Here is a 23317-nt window from a genome sequence, read left to right as displayed (position 1 = left end):
TCTAATTACATTAAGCTATTGAAGTTTTGTCTAAAATGTGCTTGTTATTATTTTTCATAATACAAAAGGATATGATTTTTTTAATTTATTTAACATAGTCCATGCTATAAGCGATCTGTGCGTTTTGATAGCATTTATTAACTTAAAAACACTTACTTATAGTTATGGTGATGTGTTTTTGGCAGTCTATTCTTATGCAGATAACCTGAATGGTAAAAACTATCGATATGGAATAATGATATAGATTAATGAAAATATTAAATCATATCGCAAAAAATATATAAAAAAGATATTAATTTATTAATGTTAAACTTTTCACTAAATTAATTCTCTCTTTTTAATTCCATCAGGATCAATTGAATTGTCAATTTCTACTCAGAAAGCTAATTCATACGCTTTCTATTGGGGAAAAGCAGTCCCTGCAACTCCAAGGGATATTATTTCAATTTTGATATATAGCAGAGGTTATAGTGAGTATTTTATATAATGCTGTTGTGGATCCTGGTGCTACACCGTATTATGGCTCCATTACTGTCAATAATTTACATTATGATACCGGATACCAGATTCATATTGATAGCTATCTAAGTTTTAACTTTCTTTCTCCGGCTTCAATATTACCAACCGATATAAATCCGTTATTCTCCGAATGGCAAGAAAAGGATATTACCACTCAAAATGTCTCTATTGATGCCAATACATTTTCTGTAACGGTAACAATAGCCTTCTCAAATTCATATGTATTTATTGATTCAAATTCAATAACCATTGGTGTCAATGGAGATCTGACAACAGATCCCAATAAATATCTTGATTCTTTTGTTTTTGCTGCAGACAGTGCACCAGAGATAAATGGCACGGTTAATATTACCTGTGCAGCATCACCTGATCCTGCATTGGATAATCTTCAACCTACTGTATTGTTTACTACCGCAGGCGGGTATTCAGTATCAGTAAATGTGGTAATGGACATAACGCAGTCAGAAAGCATCCTAGCCGGGGACTATTCGTTGAGTGCTCCAGATCTACAAAATGCAGATTTAACAGTTATAGCTCCGGTACTGGTTACTCCGACTACGATAGAAGTTATTACAGGAGAAACGACAGAAGCGTCGGTTAACTTTGGTCAAGTTGAATACTATTGCTCCATTAATTTTACCGTTGATAATATTCTGGGGCTTGAAAATGAGATATTGAACGTCACTGTATTAGATGCGATAAATGGTGACATAATTTCTAATTTTGCTACTAAAGTGAATGAAACCGTTCAATTACGCAAATTAAACAGTAGCGGAGTAGTTAATATTATTATTGACACGGTAAATCTCAATAACCAGATATACGCCTTCGATGTTCTTCCAGTGATATTACAAAATGAACTAATTGATGTTAAATACACTGCCAATTTAGTCACAATAGACAATATAGATACGACTGATTTCCCAGAATTAACAGTGACAATAGAAACCAATGATATGTTGCAAAGTGGATTATCAGTCCGATTATCATCTGAAGAGATGGATTATGAACAACAAATCCAGATTATATCAGGAAGTTCAACATGGCCAGTTGCTGTCAAGCCAGGTACCTATGCCGTTGATGCCAGTAATTTTATCGTCTCGAAAACAATTTATGTCGTTTCTGTGCCTGGCTCCATCACAATAAGCCCTGGTGACCAGAATGTGTTGAACATCAAGATCGAGAAATCTGCCAACCTGGCTGTAAAGGGTTTCCCTGACTTTCTGGCCTTTGGTGGCTGTGCAGATTTGACGCCAACCAATCTTGATGATTTTGTTGCTGCACGTGCCTCTTCGGTCTTTAAATATGCCGGTATCGATGGTGCAGGTGATCCCACTCGATTTCTCACTGATGATACTGCGGTTAAGCAAACAATAAATCTGGCACGCAGCATTGAACAAACGCTTAATGATGGGCAACCGGTATTACCGGTAATGATTTCCTACACATGCAACCTTTCCGGTGGTGATGTTAAGAGTGCATTGGCGGATGCAGATGCTCACACGCACAGCTACGCCAACTTCATTCTGGCACTGAATATTGCCAACACTTATATTGATAGCACTCATGACACACCTGCGGGATTTATTGTGAACCCTGATTTTATCGGTGGGTGTCAACAGGATGGATTGTCGGCAGATTACATCATGCCGGTACGTCAACCTTTACAAAATGCGCTCGATCATTGGAGTATCAGTGCTCAAATTCCTGACTATATTACTGATGATATTCAAGGCTATGTACAAAGTGTGAACTGGTTAGTCCATACAATAGCGCCGAACGTGGTATTCGGTTGGCAAATTAATTTGTGGGGCACCGGAAGGTCTGAATGGATATATGAAGGTGGCGATCCAATACAAATAGCCGGGGAGGTAGTGAATTATGTCAATTCTCTGGGTGTATTTGCTGAAAATAATAGCTCAAATTTCCTGGCAATTGACCGTTATGAAGCAGATGATCTCACTCAGCGTTCTTATAATAACGTTTACTGTTATGGCCCATTTGAGTGGGGTGTCTATTTCGATTTTTGCAGTGCGATAAGTGCACAATTGAAACAACCAGTCATGCCGTGGCAGATTCCAGCAAGTCGTACTCCGTTAACATCAGATTCAGTTAACGTTGATTTTGATAGTCAACATTGGGGAACCAGTGCGAACTACTTGCTTGGTGATGCTGAATTAGGCTCGGACATTGACGCGATTAATAGCATTATCCTGAACTTTGACTTCCCGCCACAAATGGCAGCAAAAGTCGGGGTAACACCCCGTGATTTATATGATTGTGCTCCATTTGATTTGACGCAACCCGCTTACCTTGATTTTGCACTACGAGGTATTTTTGCTGTTCTGCTTGGTGGAGGTTCTACTACTGGTATTGTCTCGACAATAGGTAACTCTGACTCTTGGGTCAGAGATAAACTCAACGCTTATCGTGATGATCCGGTAACGTTTAACGATACATTGGAGTGAATAACGAGTATCAACTATTTGGATGGAAATAAGTAAGGAATGGGAACAGTGTCATGCTGTTCCCATATTGGGTTGAAATTTATTTAGTGTATATTCAATTTTCCAGGCACATAATTCAACAATATTAATGTCCTTTCTGTAATATTCTGCTAATGCTTAATAACATAGAGATCTTTCGATGATATAAAACCAAGCGGGCTCAGGTAATATCCACCAATATAAGGTTTTACTAATCTGGCACCAATATAATAATAAACGGGAATTGCTGGTACATCTTCTGCCAGAATATTTTCTGCTTGCTGAAAATATTTTCGATCATTTGTTGCTTTGGCTTTATTTATCAAATCATCATAAGTTTCATTGCTATATAAGAAAGTATTATTAGAACTATTCGTCACAAAGTTATTTAAAAACGATGCAGGATTATTATAATCAGCAATCCGTGCATATCTCACCATCTCAAAATTACCTTGATGAATGACATCCAACATTGCTTTTCGTTCTTGATTCTGCAAAATAATATTTACACCCAGATTTTTTTTCCACATTGAAGTCGCGGCAATCGCAATTCTTTTATGCTCCTCTGATGTATTATAAAGAAGTTTAAATTTCAATGGGTTACCTCTATCATAACCGGCTTCATTTAATAACTGTCTGGCTTTCTCAATTCTTTCCTGCTGCGTCCATAATGCATAATTAGGTTGCTCTAAATTCATTCCTCCAGTATTGGGTGGGGTATGATTATAGGCAGGTTCTTGGCCTTGCCCTAAGACTTTATTTGCTATTATCTCTTTATCTAAAGCCAAATTTAATGCTTGTCTTACCCTGACATCATTAAAAGGTGCTTTTTTGTTATTAAAATCGTAATAATAAACTCCTAATGCGGGTGTAATGTGAACCTGATCGCCTAATTTAGTTTTTAAAGATTGAAATAAAATCGAGGGAATATTCTTAGTTATATCTATTTCTCCGGCCAGATAACGATTCACATCTGCTGTTTCTGATGCTATCGGAAGATAAGTCACTTTATTAATAACAGTATGTGCATTGTCCCAATATTGTGAATTCCTGACGCCAACGACTTTTTCATTAACTACCCATTCAGACAATTTAAATGGTCCACTACTAACAAATACATCTGAGTGAGTCCATTTATCACCATATTTTTCAACCGCCTTTTGGCTGACAGGCACCATAACAGGATAAGCCAACATCTGTAAAAAATAGGATACGGGCTGTTCTAATGTCACTTCCACCGTCAAATTGTCCAATGCTTTGACACCTAATTCATCGGTTTTCTTCTTGCCGGAAACAATATCTTTAGCATTGATTATATGCATGTTTTCAAGATAACTGCCATACTGAGACGCAATTTGAGGATCAACTAAACGTCGCCAACTAAAAACAACATCATGCGCAGTAATGGGTGAACCATCAGACCACTTTATTCCTTCTCTTAGATAAAATAACCACACTTTATTATCTTTGGTTTCCCAACGAGTTGCTAAATCAGGATTGACTTTTCCATCACTGCCTGTGCTGACTAATCCACTAAAAAAGTCATGGATAATATTAAATTCAACATCATTTTCAACTTTATGGACATCAAGAGAGACAGGTTCTGAGCCGTTATTACGAACGATATCTTGCTTAACTGCCAACATTGTATTTTCTGGAATGATTGCTGCGTGAGATAATGTTAAATTCCCAACTATAAAACCAGTGAATAAAAATATATTCTTTATTACTTTCTTCATTATTCTCTCTCCAATAATATCTCATTTTTTAAATTGATGTCGCTGATTGATCAACGTTTGGCATTGATTCTTCTGAAAATAATTCTGTCCAGATACGAAGATATATTTATTGTTATAGAATCCTCTGGTAGTCATTCAGTCGTTGGCAGGCTTATTTTATTGAATATCCTATTTGTTCTCACCATAAGTTTGAAGTGAGAGAGATAACTGCAATTGAGTATTTGTATAAAATACTTATCAGAATATCATCAATATTGTGAAATTTAATTAATAATTTCCCTTTCTCTATCTAGCAATGCTTCCTGATACTTAGAATATAGATTCTAAAAATATCCTTTCACTTTGATTTAATATAGCCTGGGAATTAGTAAATGATTTTTATTAAAGGAATATAACATACCAATAGAAAATACGAAGCACACAATTTACTGAACGCATGGGATAACTCTACTAGCCGTAAGTAAATTAGAAAAAAACACCAGTTTCGTTCCAGCATTAACGAGTTAACCCTATTTAGTAAAATTTTCCAAGAAAGTGTGAGCTAAACTACATTTATACTTGAACGCCATCAAAATTCGCCCCGTTTTTCCTGCATAACATGCATCATACTCATGAAATGCAATATGGAGGCTAATTATGAAAAATAAAAATATAAATTATGAAATCAATGAACAGGGTGATGAGTTAGTGGTCAGCCGTCGTCGTTTTGTTCAGGCCAGTGCAGCACTTATCTCTATCCCTTTTGTTTCTGCCCACACAACGGCCACAGAGGAGAAAAAAAACCAGGAATCTTTGCCAGTCAGCGTTGTTGATACCGGAGAGACAAAAGTCGTGCCAACCTGTAGTACGTTTGACTGCGGGGGAAGATGTGATATCCGTGCCCATGTTAAAGACGGGGTAGTTACCCGGATAACCACCAGACCGGATCATGAACTTGATGAAGCTATGCCTATTATGCGGGCTTGCGTTCGTGGCAAAGGCTATCGCAAATTTGTTTATAACCCTGACCGCTTAAAATATCCGATGAAACGGGTTGGCAAGCGGGGAGAGGGGAAATTTGAGCGAATCTCCTGGGATGAAGCGACAACCATTATTGCAGATAAGCTGAAACACATTACTGAAAAATATGGCCCGGCTTGCCGCTATGTCAGCGTTAATACCGCAGTTATCGGTGGTGTATCATCCGGCGATAAGATGTTGCGTCGTTTACTGAATATTACCGGTGGGCATTTACAATTTTACCATTCCGTGAGCATGGGTAATACAGCGGCAGCGACACCTTATACCTATGGTGTGGCAACTTCAGGCAGTACACTGGATACTTTGGAAGATACGCCATTGGTGATTCTTTGGGGCCATAATCCAGCTGAAACTATTTTTGGTCACACCAATCACTATTTCCAAAAAATGAAGAAAAATGGCACCAAATTTATTGTTGTCGATCCCCGTTATTCCGATTCTGCTTCCTCGCTGGCTGATCAATGGATTCCTTTGCTTCCAACAACCGATAACGCGATGATGGATGCAATGATGTATGTAATTGTCAGTGAAAATCTGCACGATAAAGAGTTTATTGATCGTTATACGATTGGTTTTGATGAAAACAATATGCCGGAGGGTATTCCTGCCAATGAATCTTTGGTTGCTTATTTAACGGGCGCGAAAGATGGCATGGTAAAAACACCCGAATGGGCTGAAAAAATCACTAAAGTGCCGGCAAATACAATTCGTCAGCTTGCCCGTGAATACGCTAGCACTAAACCCGCAGCCCTGATGCAGGGATGGGGGCCACAACGTCATATCTGTGGTGAACGTGTCGCACGTGGTTCAACAATTTTAGCCACAATAACCGGTAATGTGGGTAAAAAAGGCGGGTGGGCAGCAGGTTTCGGGGGTGTCGCGGGGAATAAATATCTGTACGGGCTCGATCTGGGTAAGAACCCGGTAAAAGAAAAAATCTCCGTTATGAATTGGGTTCAAGCCGCCGATGATGCCAGTAAAGTTACCCCGGAAGAGGGTTTGGTTAATGCTGATAAATTAAACACCAATATCCGTGTGTTATTCTCACTTGCGGGTAATTATCTTGCAAATCAAAACCCAGATATCAACCAGGCAGTCAAAATATTGGCAGATGAATCTAAAATTGAGTTCATTGTCTCCAGTGATCTTTACCTTGCACCCAGTGCCCGATATGCAGATATCTTATTACCGGAAACCAGTTTTATGGAACGCTGGAATATTGCTTATCCCTGGGGTACCGGCAGTTATTTCATTTTGTCATCAAAGCTGATTGAACCTGAATTCGAACGGCGTTCTGATTATGAATGGATACGCGAAGTTGCAGCAAAATTGGGCGTTGAACGTGAGTTCAGTGAAGGTCGTGACGAAAAAGAATGGATAGCCCATATTATGGAATCTAATCGTCAGATGATGCCGGAAGCAAATTTGCCAACTTTTGAAGAATTACAAAGTACGCATAAACATCTTTTCAAAATACCGCCCTACGTGGCTTTTGAAGACAATATTCGTGACCCGAAAAATCATCCATTCCCGACACCCTCAGGAAAAATAGAGATATTTTCTAAGCGCTTGTACGATATGCAAAATCCTGAAATCCCGGCACTGTCACATTATGTACCTGCATTTGAAGGGCCGGAGGATAAATTAACTGAGAAATATCCATTGCAATTAATTACTTGGAAAGGGAAAAACCGCTCCAATTCAACCCAATATTCAAACCCTTTGTCACAGGAGGTTCAAACTCAGAAGTTGTGGATTCACCCTCTGGATGCGCAGAAACGCAATATTGAACCGGGGGATTTGGTCCGCGTATTTAATGATCGTGGTGTTTCTATGATTACTGCTGAGATTACCCAACGTATTATTCCCGGTGTGGTGGCAATGCCAACTGGTGCATGGTGGCAACCGGATAAAAATGGTGTTGATTGGGGGGGTTGTGTCAATGTGCTGACATCATCCCGTAAAACAGCACTTGCGCACGGAAACTCTCATCTAACATTATTGGTTGAAGTAAAAAAGCATGAGTGAATTTATAGAATATTCTTCCACTTAAATCTATTTACCCCAGGGGATATAATTGAAATTGAAGTGATGTTTCATGGTGGAAAATATGTTGTTTACAACAAATCATCACCCATATTGAACCTGGTGATTATGTGAGAAAAGTGAGACATAAATTATAAAACTAAAATTATTTCACTGAAAATACTTCTTGCAATCGTTGCCGGAATAATCTCAAAAGGGGTAGTTTGTAGATTACAAGACAGTGATTGATATCTTGAACTATGTTTACAAAGTTCGTCATTAATTTTCGTGATACAACGTAATGAGGTATATCATGAATCGTATGCTAGAAGGTAAAGTTGTGATTGTCACTGGTGGGGCAAGTGGCATCGGAGCGGGAATTGCTTTGGCTGCTGCCCGTCATGGTGCAGCGGTTGTGATCATTGGTGACATTACGGACCAACCTCGTGAAGGAGGAACACCGGTGGTCCAGCGTCTTCGTTCGATGAATGTGGAAGTGATATTTCATCGGTGTGATGTCACCTCGCGCAGTGATATGGACGCGTTGGTCGATGTTTCTACGCCGTTCGGTGGTGTTGACCTGATGGCTTGCAACGCGGGAATTGCGTTATCCACTGATGGCCCACAAATTAGTCCGGACGATTTTCACAAGCTGCTTAACGTCAATCTTGATGGTGTTCTATTCGGTGCACAAGCTGCGGCGGAGCAAATGATGAAACTGGGCAAACGTGGAAGTATCGTGGCAACATCAAGTATGGGCTCCATTAGGGCGAATCAACTCACGACGGCTTATTCCACCAGCAAAGCGGGCGTAAATATGATGGTAGCTGCGTTGGCCGATGCCTTTGGGCCAGCGGGCATTCGCATCAATGCGGTATGTCCAGGGTTGATCAATACAGCGCTTTCGCTCTCTTCGCCTAAAGCCGCCAAAATGTTTGATGCATTGTGTAAACGGATGCCACTCCGGCGCTTGGGTGAGCCGGAAGAGGTAGGAAATGCAGTGGTGTGGTTAGGATCGGATCTTGCGTCGTTCGTAACGGGTGTGTCGCTACTTGTCGATGGTGGGCAAACAGTGGTGCTGTGATCGTTTATTGTCTCAGGCTTTTGTGTCAGAAGAGCTGAAGATCTGCGCCAGTCTCACTAATTGAGCAATTTCATCATTGGACGCGCCATTTCTGAGAATATCCAATACTGTTGTAGATCCGTCTATACTGATATCAAGCTCAAATGTATTGATTTTACGGATGAAAAAATGGCATTTCCTGACGTCACTTATTTTCCCTATATTAGCCAATATTTCCGGAACGCCTTTTAAATACCCTTTATTACTGGTTTTTTTGTTTACCGAAAACTGGAAAACAGGGTACAAGTTTTCAATTCCCCAGTTGAGTACAATGAGTTTATGATTCTCACCATATTTATTTACTGTCGGACGGGTTATGCCTAATATGTCAGCCACCTTGCTGGACTTGTAAACGCCGCCGAATTCCCCAAGACAAGCAAGAAAAGCGTTCCTGCTTTCGATAAACTCTTCATGTTTTTTCTTTTCCGGAGTGACCGTTTCCACTATTTTAATATAATTGACCCGTCCTTTGATTTCCGCCCAAAACTCATCATCAGGAAGAGTCAATAATAGAGGAATACTATCCGGATCTTTTCTTCTAAGCACATCAATAAAATGACCGGCAAGGTTGATGACACGTGTTTTGATAAGTTCAGATTGGTTAAACCCATTTGTCGGTTTTATTACCCGGTTATTGGATTCTTCGGCTGTTGTCTCCATTTGTACCTCAATGGTATTTTTCAATTTTAAGAATCCAGCATACATGAAGTTGTAAAATGTGGAAGTTTTGTCGCCGATTTCTTTTATATGAACCTCAATACCTCTTTTTGATATCAATGATGTACTAATACTCGTGAGAAAAAACGAACAGATAACCGACAATGATGTTGGTAATGACTTATTCTGAGTTGTTCACATATTTGTCATGTAACAGTTTTCTGTTATGGTCATGGTTTAATGGGTTTTTTGTTCTACGGCACTTCAAATCCCACTTATCATATTAAACGAAATCCATAAAAAGGATCGTCAGAAGAAATAAGAGGTATGTATGCACAGCCAAATCAATTCATTACCCCAATATATGTTAGCGATCAGCATTGTTAAGCCTGGCGGCCCGGAAAAATTGCATCTGGTTCAGACGCCATTACCACGATTAGAAAAAGGCTACTTGCTCGTTAAAGTGGCTGCGGCGGGTGTTAACCGGCCTGATATATTTCAGCGAATAGGTTCTTATCCACCACCACCTGATGCCTCTCCATTACCTGGGTTAGAGATTGCAGGCGAAGTTGTTGCCAAAAGTGAAGGTTGTGAACGCTGGAATATTGGCGATAAAGTTTGTGCTCTTGTTGCCGGCGGTGGTTATGCTGAATATTGTCTGGTACATGATTCCATTGCTTTACCCATATATGGGTTGGATTTTGTCCAGGCGGCGGCGTTGCCGGAAAACTTTTTTACGGTCTGGGCTAATGTTTTCCAGACTGGCAAGTTGAAACAGGGAGAAAGTTTGCTGATTCATGGTGGGACTTCCGGAATAGGGAGTGTCACTATTATGTTAGCAAAAGCCTTCGGTGCCAAAGTGATTACCACCGTCGGCTCGGATGAGAAGGCTAAAGTTGCACACAGCTTAGGCGCTGACTTTGTTATTAATTATCGAAAAGAAGATTTTGTTGATCGGGTATTAAAAATAACGGGTAATCACGGCGTTGATATGGTTGTTGATTTAATCGGTGGTGATTATGTCAATAAAAACTATAAAGTTGCTGCTAAGTTCGGGCGAATTATTCAGATTGGTATGATGAAAGGGAATCCTGAAAACCTTAACCTGATGTCTTTAATGCAAAAGCGTCTGATTCATACGGGTTCTACATTACGTTCACGCAGTGTGGAGGAAAAAGCAGAGATAGCCAGGGAATTGGAAGAATATGTCTGGCCACTGCTGAAATCAGGAAAAGTCAGCCCATTAATTTGTAAAGTATTTGATTTGAAAGATGCCGCTGATGCACACCGTATGATGGAAGCCGGTGATGTTATCGGCAAAGTGATGCTGGTAAATGTATCGTCTTGACAGTAATTCTTCTTAAATCAGGGCTATTTTCAACGGGTAGCCCTGCATTTTGTCTATTAACAGCTTCATGTTAGAAAAAATCCTTATGATTAATAAGCTTAATATCTAATAAGCTATTATTTCCCTCTGTTTTCTGATTGGTTTTTATCCGTTATTTGTCCTCGCGCACAAAATCAGAATTTATATTTAACATTATTATTAATATTTTAACAAATATGGACTATATCTATTAACAAATGATTGGTTATAGATATGTTAATGACTAATCAATTTCACCTGATAGGTTTTTTTTAATGTTTGGATTGCTAAGGTATGACCAGCTTTTGGTAAGTCAGGTGGCATAAAAGTTTCTGTCTGCTTATCAGAGAATGATAGCGGTTTCATTAACAAATAAAGAAAATCTAAATCTCTCTGTTGCTGGCAGTCGTTTTTGTCAGTTTGAAAAGGGTATGTGATTATGACTAAGCAGTTTACTTCGCACTTAAACATTGATGCGTTGTTTTTAGGCCCTAAATCAGAAAATGCGGTTTTTTTTAGAGAAATGATGGAATATGCCGTAAGTGAGCATATGCACTGGCGTTCTGATTTTCATCCGGAAGATCCCGCCTTAGTAACTTCAGTAGATCGTTATGAACCTGATTACAGAGAAACCCTTTATAGAACGGAGGGGATTCTGAACCAGCTATCTGCAAAATTGAAAAACACTTCTGTTCCTTGGTTTTCTCCCCGCTATATGGGGCATATCAATGCTGATACTTTAATGGTTTCTAATCTCGCCTATGTCATGGCGATGATGTACAACCCAAACAATTGTGCTCATGAGTCATCCCCGACAACAACTGAGCTGGAAATTGAAGCAGGGCTGGATTTGTGCCGGATGTTTGGCTATGACACCCGCCGGGCCTGGGGGCACATCACCTCCGGTGGAACCGTTGCCAACTATGAAGGGTTATGGGTTGCGCGTAATTTAAAAACTATGCCATTCGCCATTGCAAAACACCCGCAATCTTGTGATCTGGTCGAAAATAAATCAGAACAACAACTGTTGAATATGTCGTCATCAGATATTCTAGATCTGACTGATGAATTAAAACGGCGTGGTATTTTCGAAGAAGTTCGTGAACTTTCTTGCCGTGGTATCGGGATAAAGCAAGGAATGCTTGGCAAAGTTCTAGTTCCGCAGTCGAAGCATTATTCATGGATGAAAGCGATGGATGTTCTGGGGATAGGTCAAGAACACATTGTTTCACTGCCGGTAGATGAAAACTATCGTACTGATGTTGAAAAAATGCGTGAAATCACATTCAGCCTGATAGAGCAGGGCGAACCGATTTTGGCTATGGTGAGCGTCGTTGGAACCACTGAGGTCGGTGCCATTGATCGGGTTGATGAAGTTATTGCGTTACGCAAAGAGTGCGAAGAGCGTTATAGCGTCTCATTTTATTTGCATATTGATGCTGCTTATGCGGGGTATGCCAGCGCAATGTTTCTTAACGAGCAGGGTGAGTTTATGGAATATGATGAGCTTATCTGCCGTTATCGTGAATTAGACATTATTCCTGAGGATATTATTTGGCCTAAGCCTGAACTTTATCAAAGTCTTAGGGCAATGTGTCAGGCTGATTCGATTACTGTAGACCCGCATAAAGTTGGATTTATTCAATATGCAGCCGGTGCGGTATGTATGAAAGATAAACGTATTGTTGACCTGATTTCCTACCGTGCTGCTTATGTGTTTGAAGACGTTAAGGCGCAATCGGAACAATCTGTTAACCGGCATGTGGTGCTCGGTGCTTCTATTATGGAAGGTTCAAAAGCCGGGGCTAGCGCAGCCGCAATTTGGGCTGCACACCGATTGGTTCCACTGAATATCAGCGGCTATGGAAAAGTGATTGCTTCGGGCATTGTGGCAGCCAATTGGATGATTAAGAAACTTTTGATGGCAGAGCCCCTTGTTGTTGGTAAACGCTGTTTTGAGATTCATGCCATGCCGTATCCTGATTTCCATATGGTCAATTTTACTTTTAAAGAGCAAGGCAATGATAACCTGGCACATCACAACCGGCTTAATAAACGTATGTATGAGCTTTGTTCGTATGCCTCTGGTCGTACTTACACTAATGATTTTCTGACCTCTTCCACCTCTCTTGGTTATGGAGAATATGGTGATACTCCCTGGCATTATGTTGAAAGCTGTGGTTTCAGCCGTGAAGAATGGGAGAAAGTTCACTGCCTGTATCTGTTACGTGCCGCAGTCATGACCCATTGTTTGCGTAATACTGATGATTTTGACGAGTATTGGGAACGGCTCCAGAAGATTTTTATTAAAAAACTGACTCAGATAGTTGATGAACAAGAAAAAAAGAAAGACGCCTGATTTTCTATTATTAAACATTTGCTGTTTATTTGAAGGGAAAAAATATGAAAAACCGTACTCTTGGAAGTACCTTTATCATCGCAGGGACTACGATCGGTGCTGGAATGCTGGCCATGCCATTGGCAACCGCCGGTGTAGGATTTGGTATAAGTTTTATCATGCTGGTTGGGTTGTGGATTTTGATGAGTTATACCGCATTATTGATGGTTGAAGTGTATCAGTATGAGTCTCCTGATACGGGGTTGGGAACGCTGGCACAACGTTATCTTGGTAGTAGCGGTAAAATATTAGCCGGTTTCAGCATGATGTTTCTGATGTATGCGCTGACATCTGCATATATCAGTGGTGCAGGGGAATTACTGACAACCAATATCAATAAATGGTTTGATTTATCCTTGCCAGCTTCAATCGGTGTTGCGTTGTTTACTGTGATTGGCGGTGGGGTTGTTTGCATTGGCACCAGTTCAGTAGATATGGTTAACCGGGTACTTTTCAGCGCAAAAATTATTTTCCTAATATTGATGTTAGGGCTGATGATGCCGCATGTTCAGCATGCCAACTTATTGACTATGCCATTAGAACAAGCATTAGTCTTATCCTCAATTCCTGTGATTTTCACCTCGTTTGGTTTTCACGGCAGTATTCCCAGCATTGTAAAATATATGGATGGAGATATACGTAAATTACGCTGGGTGTTTATTATCGGTAGCGCAATTCCGCTGCTTGCTTATATTTTCTGGCAATTGGCAACGTTGGGCAGTATCAACTCCGTCACGTTTGTTGGTATTTTAGCTGAAAACTCAGGGCTGAATGGCTTATTACACAGTATTCGTGAAGTTGTTGCTTCACCGAAAACGGAGCTTTCAGTACAAATGTTTGCCAATTTAGCGCTCGCCACCTCATTTCTTGGTGTTGCACTTGGTCTGTTTGATTTTCTGGGTGATCTGTTTAAGCGTAAAAGTAATATAACAGGGCGTATGCAGACTGGGTTGCTGACTTTCGTTCCCCCATTGGTTTTCGCTCTGTTTTATCCAAAAGGTTTTGTGATGGCTTTGGGATATGCCGCTGTTGCTTTATCCATTTTGGCGCTGGTATTACCCAGCCTGCTGGCATTTAGATCCCGCCAGCATAATGAACGCCGGTATCGGGTATTAGGTGGTAAACCAGTATTGGCGCTGGTATTTTTCTGTGGTGTTGCTGTGATAGCAATTCAGATCGCGCTTGTGAGTGGGGTGCTGCCGAAAGTGGGATGAACATGCTGTTTTGAAGATAAGTTCTTTTTTGACCCAGAATGTATTCTCTGACAGACTGCCATATGAATTATTTGTATGGCAGGCTTATTAGTGGGGGCAGTTATGAATCATACACGTTACGAAACTGATGTAGTCGCCTGGGCAAATGAGCAGGCGGCATTATTGCGTGCCGGTAAATTTTCTGAGATTGACATAGTCAACATTGCTGAGGAGATCGAAGACGTGGGTAAGAGTGAGCAGCGTGAATTGGCTAGCCGCATGGGAGTATTAATTGCTCATTTACTGAAATGGAAATATCAGCCAAGTTATAGAGGAACAAATTGGGAAAGAACAATTAAAGCGCAAAGAAAAGAAATTCTTTATGGCTTAAAAGAATCACCCAGTTTAAAGACGAAATTAAGCGATTCAGATTGGATTGATGTTGTTTGGTCGAAAGCCGTCGCATCAGCAATGAATGAAACGGGGTTGGATGTGTTTCCTGATGTATGTATTTGGAGTATTTCCCAAATCCTGTCTTCTGAGTTTTACCCTGATTAAGATTTGTGACGCTGAAAGCAAGATAAGCATTTTAAAAACAAAAAAGAAAAATTAAAAGTTATGATAGCGATCAGTATTTGACCTTACGAAAAAAGAATGTTGATTATAAGGAGTTGGATCATGGCGAAAGAACTATTTACTGCCACAGCGAAATCTGTAGCTGGATTGAAAGTTGAATGTACATCAAGAGATTTCTCCTTTTATTTAGATGAACCGCGTAATTTAGGTGGCACTGACCAGGGGATGAATCCTGTTGAGGCTCTGCTCTGTTCCCTGGGAGCCTGCAAATGTATCGTAGCAAAAGCTTTTGCTAAACTGCATAAAATTAATTTAATTGATATTCACATTGATCTGGAAGGCGAGCTTGATACTGATGGTTTCACTGGTAGAAATAAACAAGCGAAATTAGGTTTTTCTAAAATAGTAACAAAATTTTATATAAAAGCCGATAATAGTGAGGAAGAAATTCACGCCTTTGTTGATTTTATTAATAAAACTTGCCCGGTTCATGACACTATTGAAAATACGCCAAGTTTCGCCACTGAAATATATTGCGAATAATAGGCGTCGTGTTTAAATAATTACACAAAGAAAAGATTGTTTAAGTTAATTTAAAAATCCTCTACTATAAAGTGGAGGATTTTTTAACTCTTTATCCTGTTGGCAATAATGTGACAATTAATTACTATTGTTTAATAATGTAAACCGTAGTTATATTACAACTTACATTCTCTATGCCAACTTTAATATTTAAACCCTGTGCATAAGCTTGGCTTAATAGTTTATTAACGTTTTCAGAGCTTGATCCTGACCAAATATAACCTGGTCTTCCACAATTACCGACTAAATTTCCGCTGAAGGTATAAAGATAATGTGCAGGATTGTCCCAATCAGCTTTCATTTCTGCAACTTTGACAACGCCACTGTTCGTTTCCGCTGAGAATGCGGGGGCACTAATCATACCAATAAAAATAAATAGCATAGATATCAATTTTTTCATACTCAACTCCTGGTTAATAATAAAGAAAATTTGGTGTTTTGAAGTGTAGAGTATGCGAATAATCTTTGCACCAATTTACTGCCAATATAAAAGATATTTGTTTTAACAAATAATATAAGAATGCTTTTTTGTTGACTTTATTGAAATTAACTAATAACCCACTCTTTTTTAGAATAGAGGGGGTTATTATAGAGCAGGGGCGCTAATTATGCCAATACAGATAAATAGCATGGATACATACTACGCTGTGCAGTAATAGAAAAATCAAGATTCTTATTTGTAATTCCTAAAACTTAGCAGGCCGTAATATTAATCTAATAAAAAATATCCCATAGATTTATAATATTTTGGTGGAACATAAAGATCATAGCCATTTTCTTTACAAAATAATCTTAACTCCATAACTGATCCAACAGAAAGTTTCTCATAGATATCTTCGAAATATTTTTCCACAGTACGGCATGAAATACCCATTTTGACCGATATATCTTTATTACTGAGACCACAACAAAACAGGAAAATAACCACCCATTCTTTCTCTTTCAATATATCGTTTGGTGGCTTAAATTTAACAGGGGAAAATATATGATGTTTAATATAATGAGCCATTGCAAAATATTCTATTTCTCTGGCATGAGAAACCACACCAATACATTGATTATTTTCATCCATTAATGGGAATTTGTTATAAAAATAAGATCTAAATTGTTTACCTTTCCCCTTTGGGTAAATCCCTATAGCTGATATTCTCTGCATATGCTTTAAGACCTGACTGTCGTGTTCTTCAAACAAGTGGGCAAAATGACTAAATGGCGTCAGCAATTCTTTTTCAGAATACCCGATAATATCAAGGTTTTTAGGGAGTTTATTAACTTTAATAAATGCCTCATTTCCATAAATTAAACGGAACTCTGTATCTTTTACAAACCACAGTTCAGAACTTCTATCCCACATATTTGTTAGCTGACGAGTAATCAAAGGAAAATTTTTGCATCTCGGTTGATTCATATATAGGTAGTCCCCTTAAGGCGTTATCTTTCATTAGTTCTGACCGGCATAATACGATGGGGGATTGATATCCCCCGAACCGGATTTACGATAGCGTTCTACAATCGGAGCCCAAAGGAATTTGAACGCCCAGAGTTGCATCAACAGATAAAGCAGCCCTATTATTGCGTCATAGTGCAACGCTCACATCCAACCCAACATTCAAGCCCTTACTTATCATATTGAGTGTATTTGGCCCTACTTGGAAACTGGAGACTCGGTATTTTTTGTCACCCAGATTTTCGCCGTAAAGTTTTATGTTAACGCCATGTGTCATTTCTAAACTGAGTGAAGCGTCGTAGAGGGTATACCCCCCTTGTTCAAGGGTATTTGCTGCATCAAAGTAGCTTTTTGAATAGTAACGAGCACCGGCACTGAAATAGAGGTTACCCGGTAACAGTGTTTGATCAATCAGATAGTCGAAACCTGCATTTAGCATGACATCTGGTGCATAAGGCAGACGTTTGTTGTCATAACTTACACCCGTTTCTGTATCGGTCGTGTGAGTGAAATTTGATTTACTGACACTGCCACCAAGAGAAAGTTTAATCCCCTGCATTGGTTTTATCTGACTATTCAGCTCAATGCCTTTGCTTTCCGCTTTGCCAGCATTGCGAATAGATTGCATAGCGACGGGTCCAACATAGATCTGTTTGTCTTTTGAACGGATATAGTAAACAGCGCTATCTAACGTCATGACGTTATCAAAGAACGATGTATGCCAGCCAAACTCATAATTATCTGAAGTTTCAGTATTGTAGGACTTTCTATCGTTGGCGGAGGAGACAATATTATTGAATCCACCGGGTTTGTATCCTTTAGTGGCAGAGAGATAGAAACGGGTATCTGGCGTCAATTGCCAGCCCAAGGCTGCCTTAGGAGTGAATTCATTGCTGGAGACCTGGTTATCAAAAGCTTCGACCGCCATCATGCCAGCACGGCCTGAATAGTCTATCTGCGATTTTTCATGTGATAAACGACCGCCAAGGGTAAGATCCCATTGAGAAGCAACCGGTAATTTAACTTCACCAAACAGTGCCAGCGATCTTCCTTTTATTGTGTTAAAGGCATCACCATAGTAACCGGGATAGCTGCTGGTATGATGTTTATTACTTTCATCTGAAAACCAACCACCGAGCACGCTGGTAACTCCATTTGAAAAGTCGGAGTTTAAACGCAGTTCCTGGGTTGTGGCGTGATGTTTCTCTTTCCATTTACCACCGATGAAATCACGGTAAATGTCGCGATCTTGATAAGAAGTCACACTGGTCAATGTGCTGCTGCCGAAATTGTATTCAGCCTTAAGCGCATAACTGTCAACCTGTCGTGTCAGATCAGGAATAGGGCCATCATATTTCTTCTGACGAAATTGCTCGTCAGTTAAATAAATCTCTTCATGGGAATGAAGATCTTCATGGGCAAAGCTAAACTCAGCGCTGAAAGGAGAATCTTCTGGTGCAAATGTCAGTTGCCCTTTACCGAGCCAGGTTTTGCTGGAGTCGATATTTTTACCACCATGATTTAATGCATCAATTTGTCCGGGTTCTTTCACCCAGCGCAAGGAGGTACTTCCATAAAGGAGATCTTCAATAAGTGGAATTGAACCACTGAAAGAGCCTCCTTGTTTCAGCTTAGAGTAATTACCGGAGAGGTTAAGCCAGGGACCTGCTTTCGGTGAGCGGGTAATAATATTGATAACACCGGCTTGCGCATTTCCGCCGTATAAAGTGCCTTGAGGACCGCGTAATAATTCTACACGTTCTACGTTGATCAACTCTTGTGTTAAAAACTGGTGATCTTGAGGAACACCATCAACATAAATACGAATAGAAGGTGAGTAGAAATCTGGTGAACTGATGCCCCGAATGGTTGTTGCTGAATAGGTTCGGTTACCGTGTGAACGGATTTGTAATCCAGGGAAAGCACGCTCAAGATCTTGTACCTGGGTGATCCCCGTGTGTTCAAGTTCCTCGCCAGTTTTGACCAGAACGCTCCCGTCAATTTTATTTAATGCTTCTTCGCGCTTATTGGCCGTCACAACCAAAGCATCTTCTGTCGTTACAGGTGAATTTTCAGCCCATACCACAGGTGAAATCAGACAACATAAGACAGACGCCTTAGTATATTTTCTTTTCATATGGATACTCTTTGTGCTCTCTATACCTGTGTTTTATAAAATTAAGTGTGGAAAAAATCTGAAAGGAGACTATATGGAGTCGTAGGACAAGGCTAGCGGGATAGGGACAAAAATAGCGCATTACGTACTATTGTAACTATTATCATTAATGATGGCTAACGTGTAGTTAGAAATCTGCTTTCAAGTGTTTACCTTCTTGAGTTGGAAAGATGGATGTTGGAAACCCATGCTTACAGAGCGTGGTATTAAATTATAAATAAAAATATAATAGTATTTTTGAGGCACTTGGCACTAATTTGACAGGGGAGCTCAAGCTCATGGATACGATTTATAGCAGAAAATTGAAAATTTTCACTGCTGGTCATTGTATGAATTCACATGAGGAGGAAAATGAAGCAAATTCACCGTTTCAAACAGAAGAATTATCTGACGGAATTCATATAAACCGAATTCATTTTGAGATTAAGCAAGATATTATAGAATACTGTGAGGGACCACCGACCGTATCAATCGCTTTTGTTCTAAGCGGGAAAGGCAAGATGGCGATTGAAAATGGCGATGTTTTAGATATAAATTCAGGAACGATGCTGTTTTTCTATTCTCCTAAGATAACGCGTGGCATGAATTTCTTTGGTTGTGGAGAATGGCATATTCTCGATATTCGTTTTTCATTGAGCGAAATTGCAGCTCAGGAGTTACCGTCTTTCACTCAATTGGCTGCTGGTTTTGAGAAAAACGGCAGTTACAGTGATGTATTGATGATGGCATGCCCTATCTACCCACCATTTATGCAGATAGTCCATCAAATAGAAGAGTGTCAATTAAAGGGTAGTATAAGGAAGATTTATTTAAAGGCGAAAGCATTAGAGATACTCGCTTGTGTAGCGGCTCAAATTTATGATTGTCAATATGATGTGATCAACAGCTTGCAGCGCCGCGCCGTTTACAATGCAATAAAAATAATTAACAGTGATTATCATTATCCCTGGACGATAAAATCGCTATCAAAAGCGGTTGGTTTAAATGAACGGAAATTAAAAGAGGGATTTCGTGCTGTTGTTTTTTGTACTTTTCATCAATATCTGGAAAATGTCCGTATGACGACCGCAGAAGGTTTATTAAAAAAAGGGATGAGTGTCACTGATGTTTCTACCGCCGTGGGTTACGCCAGCCCAAGTCATTTTTCTAAACGCTTCCGGCAACATTACTTGATCAACCCTAAAGCATGGCAGGTGAAATATGCGGTGGTTCATACACCATTTACCGAACATATGGCAGCGGAAATTAAGTAAAAACGCCTGTTTTGCCAAAAGGTGGCCATTCTTCATGGCCACATTATGGATAGGGATATCGCACGATTTTTGTGTTATGCCAATATTATATTGTCTGCGAACAGGCTATCCATACTTACTCCAACCAAAGTGACTGAGTTTTGTCCAAAGGTAAACACCACATTATTGTCCACCATCTTAGCGTGATCCAGATAACTATTTTTTTCGTCACTGCTGCCTTCTGTGCCCAGAAATACCAGTTTGTCGGTTTTATTGTAGCCGTAAACAATATCTTGTCCAAAATCGCCGCTGAACAAGAAAGTATTGTTGTTACCCTGACTTTTCAGTACATCGTTACCCTCACCGCCGACAAAGACATTGTTGTTGCCGAAGCCAATCAGAGTATCGTCACCATCCAGACCGAACAACCAGGAGCCGGAGGTTTTGGAAGTGAGGGTATCATTCCCATCATTACCAGTTACCGAATTGGCATACTGCTTCACCCCTTGGTTGGAATACAAACCGTCGGCTCTGACCTGCGAATTTACTTCTTTGGTTAGAAACAGCCAGGTACTTTCCTTGCTTCTTATCGTGGAGATATCTGTGGCGATAGTGATATCACCGTGTGCATCGCGCAGATACAATGTACCCGCCTTGTCATAGGCTATTTCTGCACCTTTTAACGACTTCTGCAAGTCAATGGTATTGTGGCCTTTCCCACCGGCAATAATGTTAAATCCACCGTCATCGCGGAATATATCATTACCGTCGAGACCGTCCAGATAATCGTTTCCTTTGCCACCTTTAATCAGATCATTGCTGTTGGTACCGATAATGAAAGTACTGCCAGTATGTTTCTCTGCGTTCCGGTTTAAATCTTCCACCCAGGTATTGCCACGAGTGACGTTGGAAAGATTGCTGACAACAATCGTGGAGTCTTTGTGGGTCAGATCGTAGAACGTTGAATCCATAACCCGTTGCATACCACTCTGATAGAAAGGTGTGACATGCGAAACCCAGGTTGACAGGTTGGCAATAGAGAAGGGAAGCAGATTCCACGCGGTTGATGCGTAGTGATCGTTAAAGTTAACAATATTATTTGTCGTTGAATCCTTTGGAGCATCGTGCACGCCCACTGACGCCGCAGTAGTACTGGTGCCAGTCAGTACACGAAATACCGGGTCATTCTCATATCCCACGTTCAGCACCTTGTTACCTTTCTCATACTGCGATGGCGAGGCGAAGGTTATATAATTCGACTGGGAGTAAAACCCACCCCATTTTGTCTCGCTGGACTCCGCCATGCTATTTGCCGCTAACCCCCCCAAACTATGGCCGCTGACCAGGACATCGCTCCCAGTCAGACCGTGAGCTTTGGCGTAGTTGGCTACATGATCTAACAGTCGGCCGAAAGCGTTTGGCGTATAGTTATTTGAATATTCTGCTTTCCCTAAACCTACCAACACATTATTAATAATGTCGCCGAACGTATCGGTGAGTATTGATTCCCGAGGGCCGCTGGTGCCACGAAATGCAATACCGATTGAAGTCAGGTTACCATCAGCGTCATATTTCCCCATCACCTCTGCCTGGGCAGTGGAATGACTTGATTTTTCGCCATAAAAAGTCCCTCGGGCATCCATTTTACCCTTATAGCCCAACTCATCAGCGCTGATAGTAAACCATCCCACTTCGTTTAGTTTATCCCGTGCCTGTTTTTCCGCATCTGGGTTCCAGGGCAATTTAGTCGAGACGCCCTGTGAGGTCGTACTACCAATAAGTGCAGTCACCAGCGTTAATGGTATTCCCAAACCATAACCATAGTTGTAATACCCTTCGGCAAATCCGCTGCCCAGATTATGGTAAGCATACCCGGAGATAGTCTTAGCGTCAGAAAATAACTCTTTAGAAGTTGTGTCATCAAAATCTTTATACTGAAAAACACCCATGATGCATATCCTTGTAAGGTTAAAATAAGGTTAAAAGAGTGTTCTAAAAATATTAACGAACTAGATAAGTATAGATCTATTCGGAGATTTTAAAGAGTAACCATCTGTTAATTTATAAATTAGTGAGCCATCATGAAAATTTAACATTTTCGCAATATATGAATTGCGAAATCACTGTTAATATGCTAATGGTTGCACAAATGAGTGAGAATAAACGTTCTGACATTTTTATCATCAGTGACTAAAAGATAGATAGTGAATAGTCCACGCCATTATAAATAGAGATCTATTAATTCCATTCAATACATATAACAAAAGTGTGGATATGTGAATTCTGGTGAAAAAAATCTATCGCTGACTCACTCAATTTGTTTAAGTAAAGAAATGATTATTAGGAATATAAAATAAATCCGTTGAATTGGATAGCATTAGTGTTATTAATTTAATAAATAATTTCTTAAAAAATATATTTATATAATTAATTTTAGTATTTTTTTATCGATCTTTTATCTAAATTTTTATAAAAACATTACAACATGATTATTATGTATTTATTTTAAATGAAATTTATTTGTGAAAAAACAATTGGTTTTTTAGTGTTTAATAAGTTAATTATGTATAATTTCATTATATATCAATTAGTTAATTAAATTATTTAAATAAAAATCAACTGAAATGGGTATTGTTATTAAATTTAAGATCGGTAGATTCACATAATAAGTGCAACATCGTTAATCTGGAAGTAAACATGTTCGTATTCCCTTAAATAATTCATTCGGTGTTTTCCCACCCCGTGTTTTCCGGGGGCGATTATTTAATCGGTTTACCA

15 protein-coding genes are annotated in these 23317 nt (G+C 39.7%); 9 read left to right on the top strand and 6 right to left on the bottom strand.

Annotated features, from left to right (window positions below; translation table 11 throughout):
- Positions 1-470: 470 nt before the first annotated feature.
- Positions 471-2987 (top strand): hypothetical protein, encoded by a 2517-nt coding sequence (locus tag C5470_RS19155; RefSeq protein WP_166291284.1) that lies wholly within the window; start codon positions 471-473, stop codon positions 2985-2987.
- A gap of 149 nt (positions 2988-3136) precedes the next feature.
- On the opposite strand, the gene C5470_RS19150 is transcribed toward C5470_RS19155, so the two are convergent.
- Positions 3137-4744, bottom strand: a complete 1608-nt coding sequence (locus C5470_RS19150; RefSeq protein ID WP_166291282.1) for an ABC transporter substrate-binding protein — start codon at positions 4742-4744, stop codon at positions 3137-3139.
- Between the two features lie 636 nt (positions 4745-5380).
- Here C5470_RS19150 and C5470_RS19145 point away from each other — a divergent pair.
- Together C5470_RS19145 and C5470_RS19140 are read left to right on the top strand one after the other, a co-directional pair.
- The gene (locus C5470_RS19145) at positions 5381-7792 is read left to right on the top strand and encodes a DMSO/selenate family reductase complex A subunit (RefSeq protein WP_166291280.1); all 2412 of its coding nucleotides are present in this window, start codon (positions 5381-5383) and stop codon (positions 7790-7792) included.
- A gap of 310 nt (positions 7793-8102) precedes the next feature.
- On the top strand, positions 8103-8873 hold the full coding sequence (locus C5470_RS19140) for a glucose 1-dehydrogenase (RefSeq protein WP_166291278.1): 771 nt from the start codon (positions 8103-8105) through the stop codon (positions 8871-8873).
- A gap of 12 nt (positions 8874-8885) precedes the next feature.
- On the opposite strand, the gene C5470_RS19135 is transcribed toward C5470_RS19140, so the two are convergent.
- Positions 8886-9689 carry a hypothetical protein gene (locus C5470_RS19135; RefSeq protein WP_242688139.1) on the bottom strand — a complete coding sequence of 268 codons (804 nt, stop codon included), beginning with the start codon at positions 9687-9689 and terminating at the stop codon, positions 8886-8888.
- A 211-nt stretch (positions 9690-9900) separates the two neighbouring features.
- Here C5470_RS19135 and C5470_RS19130 point away from each other — a divergent pair, with 211 nt between their 5' ends.
- The 5 genes from C5470_RS19130 (at position 9901) to C5470_RS19110 (ending at position 15645) form a co-directional block, all read left to right on the top strand.
- Positions 9901-10917 carry an NAD(P)H-quinone oxidoreductase gene (locus tag C5470_RS19130; protein ID WP_166291276.1) on the top strand — a complete coding sequence of 339 codons (1017 nt, stop codon included), beginning with the start codon at positions 9901-9903 and terminating at the stop codon, positions 10915-10917.
- A gap of 457 nt (positions 10918-11374) precedes the next feature.
- On the top strand, positions 11375-13294 hold the full coding sequence (locus C5470_RS19125; protein WP_166291274.1) for a pyridoxal phosphate-dependent decarboxylase family protein: 1920 nt from the start codon (positions 11375-11377) through the stop codon (positions 13292-13294).
- A 44-nt stretch (positions 13295-13338) separates the two neighbouring features.
- Positions 13339-14547 carry a tyrosine transporter TyrP gene (gene tyrP / locus C5470_RS19120; protein ID WP_166291272.1) on the top strand — a complete coding sequence of 403 codons (1209 nt, stop codon included), beginning with the start codon at positions 13339-13341 and terminating at the stop codon, positions 14545-14547.
- Between the two features lie 102 nt (positions 14548-14649).
- Entirely contained in the window at positions 14650-15084 is a 435-nt protein-coding gene (locus C5470_RS19115) for a DUF29 domain-containing protein (RefSeq protein WP_166291270.1), read from the top strand.
- A 120-nt stretch (positions 15085-15204) separates the two neighbouring features.
- Positions 15205-15645, top strand: a complete 441-nt coding sequence (locus C5470_RS19110; protein ID WP_166291268.1) for an OsmC family protein — start codon at positions 15205-15207, stop codon at positions 15643-15645.
- A gap of 124 nt (positions 15646-15769) precedes the next feature.
- Here C5470_RS19110 and C5470_RS19105 read toward each other — a convergent pair whose 3' ends face one another.
- The 3 genes from C5470_RS19105 to C5470_RS19095 all read right to left on the bottom strand — a co-directional run bounded on the left by C5470_RS19105 (position 15770) and on the right by C5470_RS19095 (position 19268).
- Entirely contained in the window at positions 15770-16084 is a 315-nt protein-coding gene (locus C5470_RS19105; protein WP_166291267.1) for a hypothetical protein, read from the bottom strand.
- A 309-nt stretch (positions 16085-16393) separates the two neighbouring features.
- On the bottom strand, positions 16394-17092 hold the full coding sequence (locus tag C5470_RS19100; protein ID WP_166291265.1) for a helix-turn-helix transcriptional regulator: 699 nt from the start codon (positions 17090-17092) through the stop codon (positions 16394-16396).
- Between the two features lie 169 nt (positions 17093-17261).
- Positions 17262-19268, bottom strand: coding sequence for a TonB-dependent receptor (locus tag C5470_RS19095; protein ID WP_166291263.1), 2007 nt, complete (start codon positions 19266-19268; stop codon positions 17262-17264).
- Positions 19269-19585: 317 nt separating this feature from the next.
- Between C5470_RS19095 and C5470_RS19090 the strand changes: the two genes are divergently transcribed.
- The gene (locus C5470_RS19090) at positions 19586-20560 is read left to right on the top strand and encodes a helix-turn-helix domain-containing protein (protein WP_166291261.1); all 975 of its coding nucleotides are present in this window, start codon (positions 19586-19588) and stop codon (positions 20558-20560) included.
- Between the two features lie 74 nt (positions 20561-20634).
- Here the strand turns inward: C5470_RS19090 and C5470_RS19085 are convergent, their stop codons facing one another.
- Positions 20635-22488 carry a polyurethane esterase gene (locus C5470_RS19085; RefSeq protein WP_166291259.1) on the bottom strand — a complete coding sequence of 618 codons (1854 nt, stop codon included), beginning with the start codon at positions 22486-22488 and terminating at the stop codon, positions 20635-20637.
- Between the last annotated feature and the right edge of the window lie 829 nt (positions 22489-23317).

Origin of the sequence: Photorhabdus stackebrandtii (genome assembly GCF_011189495.1) — a bacterium.
Lineage (GTDB): Bacteria > Pseudomonadota > Gammaproteobacteria > Enterobacterales > Enterobacteriaceae > Photorhabdus > Photorhabdus khanii.
This window is presented reverse-complemented; position numbering and strand designations above follow the sequence as displayed.

What these genes read in the sequence shown, in the direction of transcription:
- C5470_RS19150 (WP_166291282.1), bottom strand. Translation starts at nt 4,744, where the DNA reads ATGAAGAAAGTAATAAAGAATATATTTTTATTCACTGGTTTTATAGTT.
- C5470_RS19145 (WP_166291280.1), top strand. Translation starts at nt 5,381, where the DNA reads ATGAAAAATAAAAATATAAATTATGAAATCAATGAACAGGGTGATGAG.
- C5470_RS19140 (WP_166291278.1), top strand. Translation starts at nt 8,103, where the DNA reads ATGAATCGTATGCTAGAAGGTAAAGTTGTGATTGTCACTGGTGGGGCA.
- C5470_RS19130 (WP_166291276.1), top strand. Translation starts at nt 9,901, where the DNA reads ATGCACAGCCAAATCAATTCATTACCCCAATATATGTTAGCGATCAGC.
- C5470_RS19125 (WP_166291274.1), top strand. Translation starts at nt 11,375, where the DNA reads ATGACTAAGCAGTTTACTTCGCACTTAAACATTGATGCGTTGTTTTTA.
- tyrP (WP_166291272.1), top strand. Translation starts at nt 13,339, where the DNA reads ATGAAAAACCGTACTCTTGGAAGTACCTTTATCATCGCAGGGACTACG.
- C5470_RS19115 (WP_166291270.1), top strand. Translation starts at nt 14,650, where the DNA reads ATGAATCATACACGTTACGAAACTGATGTAGTCGCCTGGGCAAATGAG.
- C5470_RS19110 (WP_166291268.1), top strand. Translation starts at nt 15,205, where the DNA reads ATGGCGAAAGAACTATTTACTGCCACAGCGAAATCTGTAGCTGGATTG.
- C5470_RS19105 (WP_166291267.1), bottom strand. Translation starts at nt 16,084, where the DNA reads ATGAAAAAATTGATATCTATGCTATTTATTTTTATTGGTATGATTAGT.
- C5470_RS19100 (WP_166291265.1), bottom strand. Translation starts at nt 17,092, where the DNA reads ATGAATCAACCGAGATGCAAAAATTTTCCTTTGATTACTCGTCAGCTA.
- C5470_RS19095 (WP_166291263.1), bottom strand. Translation starts at nt 19,268, where the DNA reads ATGAAAAGAAAATATACTAAGGCGTCTGTCTTATGTTGTCTGATTTCA.
- C5470_RS19090 (WP_166291261.1), top strand. Translation starts at nt 19,586, where the DNA reads ATGGATACGATTTATAGCAGAAAATTGAAAATTTTCACTGCTGGTCAT.
- C5470_RS19085 (WP_166291259.1), bottom strand. Translation starts at nt 22,488, where the DNA reads ATGGGTGTTTTTCAGTATAAAGATTTTGATGACACAACTTCTAAAGAG.